This window comes from Mesorhizobium sp. P3_A9 (assembly GCF_056402975.1).
Window position 1 is genome coordinate 18,155 of record NZ_JBFUGJ010000030.1, and the last position, 17,409, is coordinate 35,563.

Genomic DNA, 17,409 nt, shown 5'->3' on the forward strand with positions numbered 1-17,409 from the left:
TATCGGGCCGGCCCGCTCACGAAGCCTTGGCGAAAAAGCTCTGATAATCCGACTTCGCCTGCAGCAGGCGCAGCACATTGTCGCGTGATCCCCACACATGGGCGCGGGCCAGGGCGCCGGCCCGGGCGGCCTCGCCGGCGCAGATCGCCTCGACGATCTCTGCATGCTCGTCGCGGGCTATCTTCCATTCGTCGAGCCACAACAATTCGGTCCAGACATAGTGCTGGCACTTGTCGAGGATGCCGCACAGCATGCCGTGCAGCATCACATTGCCGCTGATCTCGGCGATGACGCGGTGCAGGTCGATGCCGACTTCCAGTTCCTGGAATTTTTCGCGCGTGGTGCGGTCGGGAATGGCAGCCAGCCGCTCGCATTCCGCCAGCATGGCGCGCAGCCGGGCCTTGTCCTTCTCGGTCGCGGCGGTGGCAGCCAGTTCGGTCGCATGGCCGTCGAGCAATTCGCGGATGTCGAAGGCCTCGCGGAACATGTTGATGTCGAACTCGGTGACGACATAGCCCTGGCGTGGACACCCGGTGACCAGGCCGTCGCGCTCGAGGCGGTTGAAGGCCTCGCGCACCGGCGTGCGGCTGACATTCAGCCTGACCGCAATGTCGTTCTCGGTAACGCGCGAGCCCGGCGGAATCTGACCGGTCACGATCATCGCCATGAGCGAGGAATAGACCGAGTCGCGCAGCGTATTTTTGGTTTCCCTGGCCCCAGATTGGTTTCCAGTTGCCTGTTGTCGTCCCATTTGTGGTCGTAGCCGGTCTGATTTGCCACGCCCAGGGCGGCACCATCCCAAAGACTCGCCCGGCCCGAAATAGATCGTGCCGGTGGTGCACTGCACCGGTATCGGCTTCTGAACGTCGTCACCGGGGTATTGACGATGAAATAAAAAGCGGATTTTATAATACGTGGATACAAAAATACTTTTAGGTGCCCCATGCCAGCAGCCTTTCCGGCAGAGCCACAGATGTCCGCCACTGCTGAGGAAGAGGCGTACAGGCACGTTCATAGAGCCCTTCGCCTCGGCCGCTACAAACCGGGCGACAGGCTTATTCCGGAGGACATTGCGGCCGAGATCGGCATGAGCCGCATGCCTGTGCGGGAAGCCTTTCGGCGCCTGGCCTCCGACGGGCTGGTGGTTCTGCGGCCCAATCGTGGATGCGTGGTCGCAGGCCTGACGGTCGATGAGCTTTACGAGATTTTCGAAATTCGCTCGGTTCTGGAGGGACTGGCCGTAAGGCTGGCGATGCCCCGGATCGATGAGGAGGAGTTCGAGGAACTCGATCGCCTGCTCGAGCGCATGGAACGCGCGGGCCAGAGCGGCAGCAGCGACTGGGTGGTCCGCCACCAGGAATTCCATGGCCGTATCTGTGCGCTAAGCCGGAGGCCCAAGCTTATCCACCAGATATCGGCGCTGCATGTGGTGATAGAGCCCTACATGCGCATCTGGTTCGACGACTGTGACAAGCCGCATTCTGCGCGCGAGGAGCATGCCGCCGTGATCGCGGCCTTGCGTTCAGGCGACGAACTTCACGCGGAAAAGGTGATGCAGGATCATATTCTCAGCACAGCACCGATGCTGGCCGAGTTTGTGAGTCCGAGCCRGTGACGAACGCCAGCCGGACAGGAATGGCCTCGAACCGGCAATGCGGCCGGACGTAGGAACAGTTCGATCAGCCAATCAAAAAAGGGGAACCACATGAAAGTTTGTCGTTTGGCCGCAGTTGCGGCCGCACTCAGCATGTTCGGCTTCATGCACACCGCATTGGCCGAGGACGCGCCCAAGGCCATAACCATCGCCACGGAGGGCGCCTACGCTCCGTGGAACTTCACCAACGCAGACGGCAAGCTCGACGGACTGGAGATCGAACTCGCCAACAATCTTTGCGAGCGGATGAAGATCAAATGCACCATCATCGCTCAGGACTGGGACGGACTTATTCCTTCGCTGAAGGTCGGCAAGTTCGATGTGATCATGGCCAGCATGTTCATCACGCCGAAACGTCTCGAGACCATCGACTTCACCCAGCCTTACGCGATCGACCCGGGCGGGTTCGCAGCCGCCAAGGATAGCGATCTGGGGAAGCTCGGCGCTTCGGCCGAGAAATTCAAACTGGACGATGAGGCCGCTACCAAGGCCGCGGTCGACAAGTTGAAGCCCCTGCTGAAGGGCAAGGTGGTCGGTGTCCAGGCGGCCACGGCCATGCTCGAATTCGTCAAGAAATACTTCGGCGACACGGTGGAGATTCGCGAATACAAGACGACCGAGCAGCACGATCTCGATCTGGCCGCGGGCCGCATCGATGCAATATTCGCTCAGAAGACAGCGCTCGCCGCGACGCTCGCAAAACCCGAATTCTCGGGCTTCACGGTTGCAGGTCCGGGCTTTGTCGGCGGCTTGTTCGGTGCCGGAACGGGTGCGGGACTCAGGAAGGAAGACGTCAAGCTCAAGGAAATGCTGAACGACGCGATCAGCGCCGCCATTGCCGACGGGACCATTAAGAGCATCTCGGAAAAATGGGTGAAAACGGACGTGACGCCGGTCAAGTAGCCACGTGTGTATTGTGTCCGGCCGATTGGTACCAACCGATAGGCCGGGCGCCGCGCTGAACGATCAGGTTCCACATGACGGACACACTCCATATCCTTTCCGTGGGCAATGGCGGCTGGGGCGGAGCCCTGCTGCTGGCAGCTGGCGTGACATTTGCGCTGTCAGTCCTCGGCTTCCTGCTCGGTACTCTCTTCGGCGCGGTTGCAGCAGGAGGCCGGCTCTCCACGAGAGCTTTACCGTCATGGGTCGCCAAGGGCTATGGCACGGTGTTCAGGGGTGTGCCCGATCTGTTGACGATCTACCTGCTTTACTACGGCGGCAGCATAGCATTGACTGAGATCGGTAAATTCTTCGGCAGCACAGGCTTCGTCGGGCTGCCGACATTTGCGACTGGCGTCCTCGCGATCGGCATCATTTCGGGCGCCTATCAAGCCGAGGTCTATCGCGGAGCGTATCTCGCCGTCGATCTCGGCCAGTTTGAGGCTAGCAAGGCGCTCGGCCTGTCCCGGTTCCAGTTGCTGCGTCTCGTCATCGTGCCTCAACTGATGCGGCACGCCCTGCCGAGCCTCGGAAATGTCTGGCAGCTTGTGCTCAAGGATTCGGCCTTGATCTCCGTGATCGGCTTGGTGGAATTGATGCGGCAATCTCAGATCGGCGCGGGATCGATGCGGGAGCCCTTCGTCTTCTATATAGCAGCCGCGACGCTGTATTTCCTCATCGCTGCCGTGACCGGATCGGTCTTCCGCTACGGCGAGGCACGGGCGTGGCGAGGCATGGTCCACGCATGATCGACTTCGCCTTTTTTGCAGAGATCATTCCCACCCTTCTCTCCGGCTTGCCGTTAACCTTGCAACTTGCGGGGTTGTCGATCGGAATAGGCTTTGCCTTGGCCCTGTTGCTCGCACTGGCGCAGCAGGGAAACCATCGGATGCTGGTCTGGCCCATACGCTCCTTCGTTGCCGTCTTTCGCGGCACGCCATTGCTCGTCCAGATATTCCTCATCTATTACGGCCTCGGCCAGTTCCGCCCCACACTTCAGGCAGTTGGGCTCTGGTGGCTGTTTCGCGAGCCCTATTGGTGCGCCATCATCGCGCTCAGTCTCAATACCGCAGCCTATGGCAGCGAAATCCTGCGGGGTGCGATACAGGGTGTGCCGCGTGGCCTTGTCGAGGCAGCCTCTGCCTTAGGCCTGAAACGGATCCAGACCCTGCGCCTCGTCGTTCTGCCTTTGGCGCTGCGCCAAGCCATACCGAGCTACAGCAACGAGATCATCCTCATGGTAAAGGGTACGTCGCTTGCATCGATCGTCACCCTGATGGAAGTGACGGGCATCGCCCAGGGGCTTATTTCGCAGACCTATCGCGCCGTAGAGGTTTTCGTGGCCGCGGGCGCGATCTATCTCACCATCAATTTCACGATTATCTCGGCACTGAACGCTCTGGAAACCTGGCTAACGCCTTATCGGGTCCGAGCCTGATACGCGTCTGGCGTAACGAGGAGAATTGGCAAAATGCGCAGTGTCGAGAAGCCGAAGCGATCCGTTGCCGTGTCGTGTTACGCCATGGCGGCAACGTCGCATCCATCAGACCAAGGGATACAAAGACAGAATGCGTGATTTCCAGTTTCCCGGCCGCTCGCCGGTTCGTGCCACAGAAGCGCTTGCCGCGACCTCGCACCCGCTTGCTACCCTTGCCGCCATCGACATGCTGCGCGCTGGCGGTAATGCCATGGACGCCGCCGTCTGCGCCGCCGCCGTGCAAGGCGTGGTCGAGCCGCAGTCGACCGGCATCGGTGGTGATTGCTTCGTGCTCTATTCTCCCGGAGGACAGGGCAAGGTGCTGGCCTTCAATGGCTCCGGCCGTGCGCCCGCCAAGGCGACGGTCGACTGGTATCTGGACAAGGGTTTCAGCGAGCTTCCAAAACAGGGGCCACATGCGGTCACCGTGCCTGGCGCCGTCGATGCCTGGAGCCGGCTGCTGGAAGACCATGGCCGCAAGAGCCTGGCCGAGGTGCTGGCGCCGGCCATCCACTATGCCGAGAACGGCTATGTCGTGCATGACCGTGTTGCCTTCGACTGGGCCGAACCGGAAACCGACCTGTCGGCCGATGAACATGCATCGCGCATCTTTCTGCCGGGCGGTCAGGCGCCGAAGGCTGGCGACGTCCACCGGCAACCGGAACTCGCCGCCACTTTGCGGGTGATCGCCAAACAGGGTCGCGCCGGCTTCTACGAAGGCGCTGTCGCCGACGACATGGTGCGCCGGCTCAGAGAATTGGGTGGGCTGCATTCGCATGAGGATTTCGCGGCAACCAAGGGCGACTATGTGGCGCCGGTCAGCACCGCCTATGGCGGCTACGACATCCACCAGATGCCGCCGAACAATCAGGGGCTGACGGCGCTGCTGATGCTGAACGTGCTGTCGGGCTTCAAGCTTGGCGGGCTCGACCCCAATGGGGCCGAGCGCCTGCATCTGGAGATCGAGGCCGGACGCCTGGCCTACCAGGACCGCGACCGCTATGTCGGCGACCAGGACCATGTTCAGGTGCCGGTGCAGCAGCTTCTGTCCAGCGCCTATGCCGACCGGCTGCGCGCCGAGATCCATCGCGACCGCGCCATGACGCATCTGCCGCGCCTGGACCTGCCGGGCAGCGACACAGTCTACATCTCGATCGTCGACCGCGACCGCAACGCCGTCTCCTTCATCAACTCGACCTATTATTCCTTTGGCAGCGGCGTCGTCGGCCCGAAGACCGGCATCGTGCTGCAGAACCGCGGTTCGAGTTTCCGCCTCGATCCGGCGCATCCGAACGCCATTGCGCCCGGCAAGCGGCCGATGCACACGATCATGCCCGGCATGGCGACGAAGAACGGCCGCGTGGTGATGCCGTTCGGCGTCATGGGTGGCGGCTACCAGCCGTTCGGCCATGTCCATCTCCTGACCAACATGATCGACTTCGGCATGGACCCGCAGCAGGCGCTGGATGCGCCACGAGTGTTCTACAATGATGATACGGTGGAGGCCGAACGCGGCGTTCCCGCCGATGCGCTCGAAGGGCTGCGCCGTCGTGGCCATCGCATCGCCGAACCGCATCACCCGCTCGGCGGCGGGCAAGTTGTGCTGATCGACTGGGAGAAGGGCACGCTCACCGGCGCCTCCGATCCGCGCAAGGACGGGATGGCGCTGGGATATTGAGGTGATCGGGAGAACAGGTTGCCGGTCACCCCTTAACTCCCACGGCAGGCCAATCGCATATGGCAGCGCCAGCCCCCTCTCCGTCCGCTTCGCGGCCACCTCTCCCCCATTTCATGGGGGCGAGGAACCACCCGCCGAGGCCGCGGCCTTGAAAAGCTTGGGTTCCTCGCCCCCACAGCGTGGGGGAGAGGTGGCTCGGCGAAGCCGAGACGGAGAGGGGGGGGCGCCAACGTCGACAATTGTCCGGGGTCGGAATCGTCCCAGGGCCTTTCTAGAAGCAGTCGTTTGAAACATAGTCGGTGACCATGAGCACGAATTCAAAAGACCTCTCCCATCGTCTCGCCGCCGGTGCCGATGATGCTCCGGCGATCCTAGCTCCCGACAGGGTGACCCTCACCCATGGTGCACTGCGCGGCCTGATCGCGGCCACCGCTGAACGGCTGCATGCGCTTGGCATCGGCCGGGGCGACCGGGTGGCGATCGTGCTGCCGAACGGGCCGGAGATGGCGGCAAGCTTCGTCGCGGTGGCCGCCGCCGCCTCGACAGCGCCGCTCAATCCAGCGTATCGGGCCGACGAACTCGATTTTTACCTGACCGATATCGGCGCCAAGGCGATCCTTGTCGCGGAGAATGAGACCGGACCGGCGGTGGCCGTTGCGGAGCGCCTCGGCATTGGCGTGCTGCGGCTTGTCGTTTCGCCTGATACGCCTGCCGGCAGCTTCACCATCGAGGGCGCGGCGATCGGCCCACAGGCGGCACCCGACATGGCGGGGGATGCCGACATCGCGCTGCTGCTTCACACGTCGGGCACGACATCGCGCCCAAAACTGGTGCCGCTCAGCCATGCCAACATCGCCGCCTCATCAGCCCATATCGGCGCAACCCTCGGACTGACCGCCGATGACCGCTGCCTCAACATCATGCCGCTGTTCCACATCCATGGCCTGATCGCGGCGGTGCTGTCGTCGCTGGCGGCAGGCGGCAGCATCTACTGCACGCCGGGCTTCAACGCGCTGCGCTTCTTCCAGTGGCTGGGCGATGCCAAACCAAGCTGGTACACGGCGGTGCCGACCATGCATCAGGCGATTCTGCCCCGTGCCGCGCGCAATGCGGAGGTTCTGGAGTCCGCGCGCCTGCGCTTCATCCGCTCGTCCTCGGCATCACTGCCGGCGCAAGTGATGGGCGAGTTGGAGGCAACCTTCGGCTGTCCGGTGATCGAATCCTACGGGATGACCGAGGCCGCCCACCAAATGGCGTCGAACCGGCTGCCGCCGGGCCTGCGCAAGCCGGGCAGCGTCGGCGCGGGGGCTGGGCCGGAGGTGGCGGTGATGGCGCCCGACGGACGGCTGCTGACAGCCGGTGAGATCGGCGAGATCGTCATTCGCGGACCCAATGTCACGGCAGGCTACGAGAAAAACCTGGACGCCAATGCCACGGCTTTCGCGCATGGCTGGTTCCACACCGGCGACCAGGGCGTGCTCGACGAGGACGGTTATCTCCGCGTCACCGGCCGGCTCAAGGAGATCATCAACCGCGGCGGCGAAAAGATCTCGCCGCTCGAGGTCGACGACGTGCTGATGGACCATCCGGCCGTGGCGCAAGTCGTCACCTTCGCCATGCCGCATGACAAGCTCGGCGAGGAGGTGGCGGCGGCCGTGGTGCTGCGCGAAGGCATGAGCGCCAATGAGAACGATATCCGCACTTACGCCGCGACGCGGCTCGCCGACTTCAAGGTGCCGCGCAAGGTGCTGATCCTGGACGAAATCCCAAAGGGTGCGACGGGCAAGCTGCAGCGCATCGGGCTTGCCGCCAAACTCGGACTTTGACATGAAGATCACCATTTTCGGCGCCGGCGCGATCGGCGGCTATCTCGCCGCCAAGCTGGCGATCGCCGGCCGCACCGATCTGTCGATCGTCGCGCGCGGCGCCCATCTGGAAGCGATCCAGGCCAACGGCCTGCGCCTGATCGAGGACGGCCAGGAAACGGTGGCGCCCGTCCGGGCCGCCAAGAAGGCCGAGGAACTCGGCGTGCAGGACACCGTCGTGCTGGCGCTGAAGGCCCATTCGCTGACCCCGGCGCTGGACCAGATCGCGCCGCTGCTCGGGGACCACACATCGGTTGTCACCATGCAGAACGGCGTGCCGTGGTGGTATTTCCATGGCGTCGGCGGGCCGCTCGAAGGCACCAAGTTGAGCACGGTCGATCCCGGCGGCGCGATCTGGCAGCGGATCGGGCCGCAACGCGTCATCGGCTCGGTCGTCTATCCCGCGGTCGAAGTCGACGCGCCCGGCCTCATCCGCCATGTCGAGGGCAAGCGCTTCTCGCTGGGTGAACCCTCGGGCGCGCGCAGCGAACGCGTGACGCGCCTGGCCGAGGAGATGGTCAAGGCCGGCCTGCAGGCGCCGGTGCGCGAAGACATACGCAGCGAGATCTGGGTAAAGCTGTGGGGCAACCTCTCCTTCAACCCGATCTCGGCGCTGACCGGCTCCACGCTGGCCGCGATCGTCGCCGACGAAGGCACCCGCCAGCTTGCCCGCGCCATGATGCTGGAAGCGCAAGCGATCGGCGAAAGCCTCGGCGTGCGCTTTCCGATAGAAGTCGACCGCCGCATCAAGGGCGCCGGCGATGTCGGCGAACACAAGACCTCGATGCTGCAGGACCTTGAGCGCGGCCGGCCGATGGAGATCGACGCGCTGGTGAGCGCCGTGCAGGAACTTGGCCGGCTGGTGGACAAGCCGACACCGACCATCGACGCCGTGCTGGCGCTGGTGCGGCGGCTGGCTGTGGAGCGCGGGTGTTATGGATGATGGGCGGGGCTGAGATTTGAGGCTGCTGCCTGGTAGTGCGCCAGCGGCTTTGGGCGATGGCGGCATCTCCTGCAAGAGACCACTTTTGGGCCCTGGAGCAAGGCGTTCCACGGAAGGTGCAGATCTTGGAAACCTCGTGCTCCTCCTAGGATCATTGAGCCATTTCCGGCATCGCCAGCCTACCGGCGGAGTGTCATGATGCGGGTCGCCGATGCACAAGAGAATGATTTCATGTTTCCAAGTCGCCGCCTCGCCTTGAAATTTGTCGCTCTTGTCGGCGTTTCGATCGGTGCTTTTTGCGCTTCGACCGCATTTGCAGACAGCGTCGATCCCGCGATCGAGAAGCTGATCGGCGGGCCTCAGCGCTCACAGCCCAACAGCGTGCGCGACAAATATCGCCATCCCGGCGAAGTGCTGACATTCTTTGGCGTCAAGCCTGACAGCATCGTCGTCGAAATCCTTCCTGGCGCAGGTGGATATTGGACCGAGATTCTGGCCCCCTATCTGAAGCAGAACGGTCACTACATCGCGGCAAATGGCGAGAAGGCCTCGCCTTCCGCTGACGTCCAGAAAGACAATGCCGCCTTGGCGGCCAAGCTTGCCGCCGATCCGGCCGACTATGACAAGGTCACCGTCACTGAATTTGCAGCGGACAAATATGCGATCGCGTCGCCGGCTAGTGCGGACTTCGTGCTGACCTTTCGAAACATCCATAACTGGATGAGTGCGGGCACGACCGCGGACGCTTTCGCCGCCTTCTACAAAGCGCTGAAGCCTGGCGGCATCCTCGGGGTAGAGGAGCACCGGGGCAAACCGGACGAGCCGCAAGATCCGCTCGCCAAGTCTGGTTATGTGCGCCAGGACGTTGCGATCGGCTTTGCGGAGGCGGCTGGTTTTAAATTCGTCGGCAGTTCCGAGGTCAATGCCAACCCGAAAGACACGAAGGATTATCCGAGCGGTGTGTGGACCCTGCCGCCAACCTTCAAGCTCGGCGCGCAAGATCACGCAAAGTATGCGGCCATAGGCGAGAGCGATCGCTTCATCCTGAAATTCCAAAAGCCATAAGAAACGAACTGGCGGGCAGCTAAGCGGCGGTGCCGGTCTGGGATTTGCGCGGCAAGCCCGCTGCGGGATCAAGGAAGGTCGCGAGAGAGTTGTCGAAGCGGCCTGGCTCGAAGGCCAGCGCATCATGCATGGGAAGTGCTGCGGAGAACAGAAAACCCTGCGCGATCATGCAATCAAGCGACCGCAGGATCAGGCGATCGGCGTCGGTTTCGACCCCCTCGGCGACCACCTCCATTCCCAGCGTTCTCCCGAGATCGATGACTGCCTTGACCAGGGCCTGATCTTCCACGGACTTGGCGAGATCGCGAACGAAGTCCTTGTCGATCTTGATCTTGCGGATTCGGCTGTCCTTCAGCGAAACCAGCGTCGAAAAACCGGTGCCGAAATCATCCAGCACAATCGATAGGCCCGCATCCGCCAGGCGTTCCAGCTTTTCGTCAACTCTGTCGCGATCCACGGGCGCCTCTTCCGTGATCTCTATCTCGAGCATCGCCACAGGGACATTCCTCGTCTTGAGGCTGTCGAGGATCATTTCATCGACATTGCCTGCTTCGAGTTCGCGTGGCGAGAGATTCATCGCGACCCGAACACGCTGACGCCCGTTTCTGACAAGCTCTTCGATCATGGCGCAGCAGTTGAGGAACACCGTTTCCGTCAATAGGGAAAGCAGCCCGGTTTCACGCGCAGCGGTGACGACCTCGGGCGGGGAAATGGGGCCATGAACCGGGTGCCGCCATCGCAGCAGCGCCTCGAAGCCGACCACGGCATTCGTATCCAGTCGCACCATGGGCTGGAACCATGAGCAAAGAGTGCCTGTTTCGATGGCCCCGCGCAGATCGCGCTCAATGCAGTGCTTGCGTTCGAGCCCGTGATCGAGCCCCGCATCGAAGAGACGGTATTCATTCCTGCCACTGCGCTTGGCCGCATAAAGCGCGAAGTCTGCCCGCAGCAGCATCTCCGTCAATTGTGGTCTCTCCGATACATAGATGCCGATCGAAGCGCCGACGCGCACCGAATTCAACGCCGGATCCGGATTTGCGATGGCCGCGATGATCGAGGATGCAAGTTCGCCGGTTGAATGCACGGATTTGCCGGCGGGAAAGAGCAGCACGAACTCGTCTCCGCCGATGCGCGAAATGGTTGCCCCTGGCGGCGCATGGTTCTCTATTCTGCGTGCAACCCTGACCAGCAGGTCGTCGCCGATATTGTGACCATAGGTGTCGTTGACGGATTTGAAGCCGTCCAGGTCGATCAGCATGGCCACGAACGGACCGTCGGCAAGTCCGAGCTGGCGGATAGCCTGCTCCAGCCCGTACCGGTTGAGCAAATTCGTCAGCGGATCCCGCCTGGAGTTTCGCTCCATCTCGGTGGCGAATTCCTTCGCCTCGTATTTGAGGCGGCTCGCCCCGCGGAAGCGGGCTTGCCCAAGAAGCGCGCTTCTGATCATTCCAACGAGAAAAAGCAGGACTGTGAAAGCCAGTATATAATTCTCGACACCGCCTTTTGCTGAGAGGCAGCCGATGGTGATCAAAAGCGGCAGCGTCATGAAGCTGATCGAGGACGGGGCATATGATGTTCCGTAGGTGACGGAACCGGCCGACGCGCCGGCGAGAACGATCAGATAGATCGGCGCCTGGGGCGTGGTGTAGCCATCGGTCAGCACCGCCAGAAAAGACCAGGCGATGCCCGACGCCAGGGCCAGCATCCCATAGGAAGAAAGCCGTGCACCGGCCGGCCTAAGCCTGCTGTCGACTGTGTCCGATTGGGAGAGAGCAAGGGCAATGCGTGCGCCATTGATCGTGCTGACCGCCGCAAACCACAGCACCGCGGCAAGGCCACCGCCCGAAAGCATCTGCACGGCCAGGATCAGGGCCGAGAGGACCGTGCCGATAGGCATCGAAATGAAGATCCCGGTCCGCAGATCAGCCAGCTGATCCCGGAGAATCCCGGCGTCCACGGTTTCACCCTGCCCCTGAGGGGCGGACCCTTGAACAGGCTGCTCAGAGTGCCTCATAGGGGCAAGTAGCTAGGCTAGCGGGGTGAAAATCGCGTTAAGGATTTCAGCAGCTTACGGCGCAATCGCTCGATTTGCCTGGGAGTGACGCCCCTTCTTGTGCTCGCCCGCAAGAAGCGGACAGACGACATTCCCACCTCAAGACGTCTGTAGCGAAATCTGGGTGAAGCTGGAGGGGCAATCTCTCCTCCAACCCGATCTCGGCACCAACCGGCTCCACGCTAGCCGCAATCGTCAGCGACCAAGGCACCCCGGGCGCTTGCTGGCACCATGATGCTGTAGGCGCTGACGATCGAGCGCGGGTGGGTTCAGTTGGTGCTGGCTTTGGCGGTAAACCCGCACTGCTTCTGTTCCATATCGATCTGCTTGGTGATGCGGATGGCGTTCTGTGCGTAGGCCTCCGTCACCGAGCCGCTGTTCACGGTCTTGTCCTTCAGCGGACTCACGCCTGCGCAGAGGTGGAAAACATGCGGCTCAGTGGACTTCGCGGCGCCGTTTTCGGGCGCGATCCAGTAGACGACATCCTGGCCGGCGGGATGGCTCGCATCCTGGGTCGCGGCCGTCACCGCAGCGCTGTCCGTGGCGATCGCCTGCGCCTGAGCGGCGACGTCGGGCGAACAGGCGGTGGTGGGCTGCCCTGACTTGATCTGGGCTGCGCACGCGTTCATGTCCTGGGTGTACTGCTCGACCGACGGAGGCTTGAGACTGACCCCCGTTATCGCGGCGACCACGGCCAGCACRGCRCCGASGCCGCCGGCAACCTTCTTGGTSTKCGGGTCCATGTTCTTGTCGGWGAGGATCAGGAAGACCAGCGGCACGAAGGCGATCAGCGTGATGATCGCGCCGAGCTGGTTCTGGAAGAAGAACCGGGCCGTATCGGATGCGCGGGCCGGGTCGTGCCGGTTGGCCGCCTTCCACAGCAAGTTGCCGGCGATCGCGAAAATCGCGATGCCAACCAGAAGGCCGATGATCAAGGGCAGGTGTGCCTGGTCGAATTTGCCCTGGCGAAGCAGAACAATCCCGTAGATCTCGCCGCCAATGGCGACGATCCACGAGAGTGCGGCGAAAAGGCGAAGACGCGTGGCGGACGACTTCTGGCCCTGCGTCGCTTGCCAATCCTTGGTAACGTCCGGCTTGTTGTCAGTCATTGACCATATCCCCCGATATTGACACTTCCGCGGGCGGCGTCGGACCAGAAGGCCAACCCGCCCTGCGCAGCGTCATTCAACGAACGTCGCCTGCCTTTGGCGACGCAGCGAAAATGTGAGCGCCACAACAGGCCTCATCACCATCCATATTGCGCATCCGTGAGCCCGTCCATAGCCACGGCGGCAGACGCCTTGCGCGCGATGGCTCCGTTCTTCTTCACCGCCGGCTCGAACTTGACTCTGCCTTGCCTCACTTGCCTCGCGATCCCCTCAATCGCACGCAGTCGATCTGGAGTTGATCAGTCCTTCGCCGCCCGCCCGAGCACCCGCGCATAAAGTTCGCCGACGATGCCGCGTCGGAAGACCAGCACGCAGACCATGAAGATCAGCCCGGTGGCGATGGTCACGGGGAAACCCGAGGTGGCGAGCGTGTTTTCCAGTCCGACGACGAGGCTCGCGCCGATGATCGGTCCGACCATCGTGCCGATGCCGCCGAGCAGCGTCATCAGGATCACCTCGCCCGACATCTGCCAGGTGACGTCGGTGAGCGTGGCGAACTGGAAGACGATCGCCTTGAGGGAGCCTGCCAGCCCGGCCAGCGCCGCCGACATGACGAAGGCGCCGAGCTTGTAGTTGGCGACGGAATAGCCCAGCGAAATGGCGCGGTTCTCGTTCTCGCGGATCGAGCGCAGGATCATGCCGAAGGGTGAATTGACGATGCGCCAGATGGCGAAGACGCCGATGAGGACCACCGCCAGCACGAAATAATACATGTTCAGCGAGACGTTCAGGTCGAGGACGCCGAACAGCATGCCGCGCGGCACGCCCTGAATGCCGTCCTCGCCTTGCGTGAAGGGCGACTGGACGCAGAAGAAGAAGAACATCTGCGACAGCGCCAGCGTGATCATGGCGAAATAGATGCCTTGCCGACGAATGGCGAAGAAGCCCATGACAAGGCCGAGCAGGGCGGCGCCCGCCACGCCGAGCAGGATGCCAGCTTCCGGCGGCCAGCCCCAGACCTTGACGGCATGGGCGGTGAAGTAGGCGGCGCCGCCAAAGAAGGTGGCGTGGCCGAACGACAGCAGGCCGGTGTAGCCGAGCAGGAGATTGAACGCGCAGGCGAACAGCGCGAAGCACAGCATCTTCATCAGGAAGATCGGATAGACCAGAAATGGCGCCGCCAGCAGCGCCGCTATACCGAGCCCGACCAGCGTCCATTCAAGCCAACCTGAGGTTCTGGCTGATGTCTCGCGCAGCGTCAGCCCTGCCATGTCAGACGTCTCTTCCGACATGTCAGGCTTCCCTTCCGAACAAGCCGGCCGGCCGGACCAGAAGCACGATCGCCATGATGACGAAGACCACGAGGTTGGAAGCTTCGGGATAGAAGACCTTGGTCAGGCCTTCGGCGAGGCCGAGCATGTAGCCGGTGACGATCGCGCCGAGGATCGATCCCATGCCGCCGATCACGACGACCGCGAAGACGACGATGATGAGATCCGATCCCATCAGCGGGCTCACCTGATAGATGGGCGCCGCCAGAATGCCGGCAAGGCCGGCAAGGGCGGAGCCGAGGCCGTAGGTCAGCGTCAGCAGCAACGGCACATTGACGCCGAAGGCCTGGACGAGACGGGGATTCTCGGTTGCCGCGCGCAGATAGGAGCCGAGCCTGGTCTTCTCGATCAGCGCCCAGGTTCCGAAGCAGACGATCGCAGAGGCCACCACGACCCAGCCGCGATAATTGGGCAGGAACATGAAGCCGAGATTGGTGCCGCCCGAAAGCTGCGACGGCACGGCGTAGGGATTTCCCGACACGCCGTAATAGTAGCGGAACAGGCCTTCGAGCACGAGCGCGAGACCGAAGGTGAAGAGCAGGCCGTAGAGCGGATCGGTGTCGTAAAGCCGCGACAGCGCCAGGCGCTCGACCACGATGCCGAAGAGGCCGACGATCAGCGGCACAAGGATCAGAGCGGGCCAATAGCCGATGCCGAGATAGGTGAGCAGGAGATAGCCGACGAAGGCACCCAGCATATACTGGGCGCCATGGGCAAAATTGATGACGCGCAGCAGGCCGAATATGACGGCCAGACCCAGGCTCAGCATGGCATAGAAGGAGCCGTTGATCAGGCCGACCAGCAACTGGCCGAGCAATGCCTGGACGGGGATACCGAAGATCATCGTCATGGCGTCCTCATACCCCCAGAACGTCGTGGAGCTGCGTCATGCGGTCAGCCAGTTCGCCGACCGGGAACCCGGCGACGACCTTGCCGTGCTCCATCAGGTAGAAACGATCGGCGACACGGCTGGCGAAGCGGAAATTCTGCTCGACCAGCAGGATCGTCATGCCACGCTTCTTCAACGTCACCAGCAGCTCGCCGATGCGCTGGACTATGACGGGAGCCAGGCCCTCGGTCGGCTCATCGAGAAGCAGCATCTTCACGCCGGTCCGCAGCATGCGGGCGATCGCCAGCATCTGCTGTTCGCCGCCCGACAGCCTGGTGCCGGGGCTGTTGCGCCGCTCCTTCAGATTGGGGAACAGATCGAATATTTCGGCGACGCTCATGCCGCCCTCGGCAACGACCGGCGGCAGGACCAGATTCTCGTCGACGGTCAGTGTCGCGAAGATGCCGCGCTCCTCCGGCACGAAGCCGATGCCTTGATGCGCGGTGCGGTGCAGCGGCAGCCGCATCAGGTCCGCGCCATCGAAGACGACCTCGCCGGTGCGCTTGCGGATCAGCCCCATGATGGCGCGCAGCGTCGTCGTCTTGCCGACACCGTTGCGGCCGAGCAGTGTCACCGTCTCGCCGCGAAACACTTCGAGATCGACGCCATGCAGCGCATGGCCCTCGCCATACCAGGCGTTGAGACCGCGGACCGCAAGCAGGGGCGCGGGGTTAGTCATCGGCGGTGCCCATATAGGCGACCTTCACGCGTTCATCGCGGCTGACCGTGGCGTAGTCGCCGGCCGCAAGCACCTCGCCGCGCTGCATGACCGTTATCCAGTCGCAGAGATCGGCGACGACCGTCAGATTGTGCTCGACCATTAAAACAGCGCGGTCGCTGGCGACCGAACGAATGATGGCGGAAACCGTGGCCACGTCCTTATGCCCCATGCCGGCCATCGGCTCGTCCAAGAGCAGCACTTTCGGATCAAGCGCCAGGGTGGTGGCGATCTCGAGCACACGCTTCCTGCCATAGGAAAGATCGCCGGCCAGCCTGTTCCTGGCATCGTCGAGGCCGACGGAGCGTAAGAGCTCCACGGCACGCGGCGTCAGCCGATCAAGTACGGCCAGCGAGCGCCAGAACTGGACGCCGAGCCCAGCTGGCCGCTGCAGCGCGACGCGCACATTGTCGAGCACGCTGAGATGCGGAAAGATCGCCGATATCTGGAACGAGCGCACCAGCCCCATCCRCGCCACCTTCGCCGGTGAGRTGCGGGTGATGTCGTGGCCGAGCAGTTCGATCCTGCCGCTGGTCGGCGCCAGGAACTTGGTGAGCAGGTTGAAAACAGTCGTCTTGCCGGCGCCGTTGGGCCCGATCAGGGCATGGATGTTGCGGTGGCGGACATCGAGATCGACATTCTTGACGGCGATGAAGCCGGCAAAATCGCGCCGCAGCCCGCGGGCGGACAGCACCACCCGCGGTTCATTCTCGTTCTGGTCAGGCGGCGCCATGGGCCGCGCCGATCACTGGGCCGCCGTTGGACAGCCGCTGTCCTTCTCGCTCAGGAAGGCCTCGTTGCCGGGGATGGTGGCGAGATATTTGTAGTAGTCCCAGTCCTTGGTGCTCTCGCTGGGCGCCTTGACCTGGTAGAGGTACATGTCGTGGACCATGTTGCCGTCCGCCTGCACCTTGCCGTTGGTCATAACGGCGTCGTCCACCGGCATTGAATGCAATTGCTTGGCGACGGCCTCGGTTTCGTCGGTGCCGGCCTTGTCGATTGCCTTCAGATACTGCGTCACCGCCGAATAGGTCGCCGCCYGGATCATGTTCGGCATGCGGTTGGTGCGCTTGAAGAAGCGCTGTCCGAATTCGCGGCTCTTGTCGTCGCGATCCCAGTAATAGCCCTCGGTCAACACGACGCCCTGCGCTGCCTGAAGGCCCAGCCCATGCACCTCGGCCAGCGTGAACAGAAGTGCGGCAAGGCGCTGGCCGCCCTGGACGATGCCGAATTCCGCCGCCTGCTTGATCGCGTTGGAGGTGTCCAAGCCGGCATTCGCCAAGCCGACGACCTTGGCGCCCGACGACTGCGCTTGCAGCAGGAAGGATGAATAATCGGTCGACCCCAGGGGATAGCGCACCTCGCCCAGCACCTTGCCGCCGTGGCTCTCGACGAACTTGGAGGTCTGCTCCTTGAGCGAATAGCCGAAGGCATAGTCGACGGTGACGAAGAACCAGCTGTCGCCGCCCTGCTGCACCAGGGAGCCGCCTGTTCCCACCGCCTGCGAATGGGTGTCGTAGGCCCAGTGGAAGCCGTAGGGCGAACATTGCTTGCCGGTCAGCTCGGTGGTCGCCGCGCCGGTAACGATATCGATTTTCTTCTTTTCCTTGGAAATCCCCTGAACGGCGAGCGCGACCGATGAGGTCGTCAGCTCCATGATGGCATCGACCTGTTCGGTGTCGTAC

The 17,409-nt window shown here is 62.9% G+C and carries 16 protein-coding genes; 8 read left to right on the plus strand and 8 right to left on the minus strand.

Annotated elements, in window-relative coordinates; translation table 11 throughout:
* Nucleotides 1-16: 16 nt before the first annotated feature.
* Nucleotides 17-661, minus strand: a complete 645-nt coding sequence (locus tag AC1DX0_RS07740; RefSeq protein ID WP_477219109.1) for a GntR family transcriptional regulator — start codon at nucleotides 659-661, stop codon at nucleotides 17-19.
* Nucleotides 662-973: 312 nt separating this feature from the next.
* On the opposite strand from AC1DX0_RS07740, the gene AC1DX0_RS07745 reads away from it, so the two are divergent.
* From AC1DX0_RS07745 to AC1DX0_RS07780, 8 genes are all read left to right on the plus strand, one after another.
* Nucleotides 974-1,615 carry a GntR family transcriptional regulator gene (locus AC1DX0_RS07745; protein WP_477354923.1) on the plus strand — a complete coding sequence of 214 codons (642 nt, stop codon included), beginning with the start codon at nucleotides 974-976 and terminating at the stop codon, nucleotides 1,613-1,615.
* A gap of 90 nt (nucleotides 1,616-1,705) precedes the next feature.
* Nucleotides 1,706-2,557 (plus strand): transporter substrate-binding domain-containing protein, encoded by an 852-nt coding sequence (locus AC1DX0_RS07750; protein ID WP_477218864.1) that lies wholly within the window; start codon nucleotides 1,706-1,708, stop codon nucleotides 2,555-2,557.
* Nucleotides 2,558-2,631: 74 nt separating this feature from the next.
* A complete protein-coding gene (locus AC1DX0_RS07755; RefSeq protein ID WP_477218865.1) occupies nucleotides 2,632-3,345 on the plus strand; it encodes an ABC transporter permease in 714 nt (237 codons plus the stop codon).
* Nucleotides 3,342-4,034 (plus strand): ABC transporter permease, encoded by a 693-nt coding sequence (locus AC1DX0_RS07760; RefSeq protein WP_477218866.1) that lies wholly within the window; start codon nucleotides 3,342-3,344, stop codon nucleotides 4,032-4,034. Before AC1DX0_RS07755 ends, AC1DX0_RS07760 begins: the two co-directional genes overlap by 4 nt.
* A 130-nt stretch (nucleotides 4,035-4,164) precedes the next feature.
* Nucleotides 4,165-5,751 (plus strand): gamma-glutamyltransferase, encoded by a 1,587-nt coding sequence (gene ggt, locus AC1DX0_RS07765; protein ID WP_477218867.1) that lies wholly within the window; start codon nucleotides 4,165-4,167, stop codon nucleotides 5,749-5,751.
* Between the two features lie 305 nt (nucleotides 5,752-6,056).
* On the plus strand, nucleotides 6,057-7,577 hold the full coding sequence (locus tag AC1DX0_RS07770; protein WP_477218868.1) for an acyl--CoA ligase: 1,521 nt from the start codon (nucleotides 6,057-6,059) through the stop codon (nucleotides 7,575-7,577).
* A gap of 1 nt (nucleotide 7,578) precedes the next feature.
* Nucleotides 7,579-8,559 carry a 2-dehydropantoate 2-reductase gene (locus tag AC1DX0_RS07775; protein WP_477218869.1) on the plus strand — a complete coding sequence of 327 codons (981 nt, stop codon included), beginning with the start codon at nucleotides 7,579-7,581 and terminating at the stop codon, nucleotides 8,557-8,559.
* A 195-nt stretch (nucleotides 8,560-8,754) separates the two neighbouring features.
* Entirely contained in the window at nucleotides 8,755-9,624 is an 870-nt protein-coding gene (locus tag AC1DX0_RS07780) for a class I SAM-dependent methyltransferase (RefSeq protein WP_477354926.1), read from the plus strand.
* A gap of 19 nt (nucleotides 9,625-9,643) precedes the next feature.
* Here the strand turns inward: AC1DX0_RS07780 and AC1DX0_RS07785 are convergent, their stop codons facing one another.
* From AC1DX0_RS07785 to AC1DX0_RS07815, 7 genes are all read right to left on the minus strand, one after another.
* Nucleotides 9,644-11,581: a putative bifunctional diguanylate cyclase/phosphodiesterase gene (locus AC1DX0_RS07785; protein WP_477218871.1), complete on the minus strand. Its 1,938-nt coding sequence runs from the start codon at nucleotides 11,579-11,581 to the stop codon at nucleotides 9,644-9,646.
* A 365-nt stretch (nucleotides 11,582-11,946) separates the two neighbouring features.
* A complete protein-coding gene (locus tag AC1DX0_RS07790; protein ID WP_477354929.1) occupies nucleotides 11,947-12,786 on the minus strand; it encodes a hypothetical protein in 840 nt (279 codons plus the stop codon).
* Between the two features lie 299 nt (nucleotides 12,787-13,085).
* On the minus strand, nucleotides 13,086-14,057 hold the full coding sequence (locus tag AC1DX0_RS07795; protein ID WP_477219110.1) for a branched-chain amino acid ABC transporter permease: 972 nt from the start codon (nucleotides 14,055-14,057) through the stop codon (nucleotides 13,086-13,088).
* A gap of 22 nt (nucleotides 14,058-14,079) precedes the next feature.
* Nucleotides 14,080-14,967: a branched-chain amino acid ABC transporter permease gene (locus AC1DX0_RS07800; RefSeq protein ID WP_477218873.1), complete on the minus strand. Its 888-nt coding sequence runs from the start codon at nucleotides 14,965-14,967 to the stop codon at nucleotides 14,080-14,082.
* Nucleotides 14,968-14,974: 7 nt separating this feature from the next.
* The gene (locus AC1DX0_RS07805; RefSeq protein ID WP_477218874.1) at nucleotides 14,975-15,685 is read right to left on the minus strand and encodes an ABC transporter ATP-binding protein; all 711 of its coding nucleotides are present in this window, start codon (nucleotides 15,683-15,685) and stop codon (nucleotides 14,975-14,977) included.
* Nucleotides 15,678-16,457 carry an ABC transporter ATP-binding protein gene (locus AC1DX0_RS07810; RefSeq protein WP_477354932.1) on the minus strand — a complete coding sequence of 260 codons (780 nt, stop codon included), beginning with the start codon at nucleotides 16,455-16,457 and terminating at the stop codon, nucleotides 15,678-15,680. The genes AC1DX0_RS07805 and AC1DX0_RS07810 overlap by 8 nt, the downstream gene beginning before the upstream one ends.
* Nucleotides 16,458-16,469: 12 nt before the next feature.
* The coding region (locus tag AC1DX0_RS07815) for an ABC transporter substrate-binding protein (RefSeq protein WP_477354935.1) at nucleotides 16,470-17,409 on the minus strand (940 nt) is incomplete at its 5' end.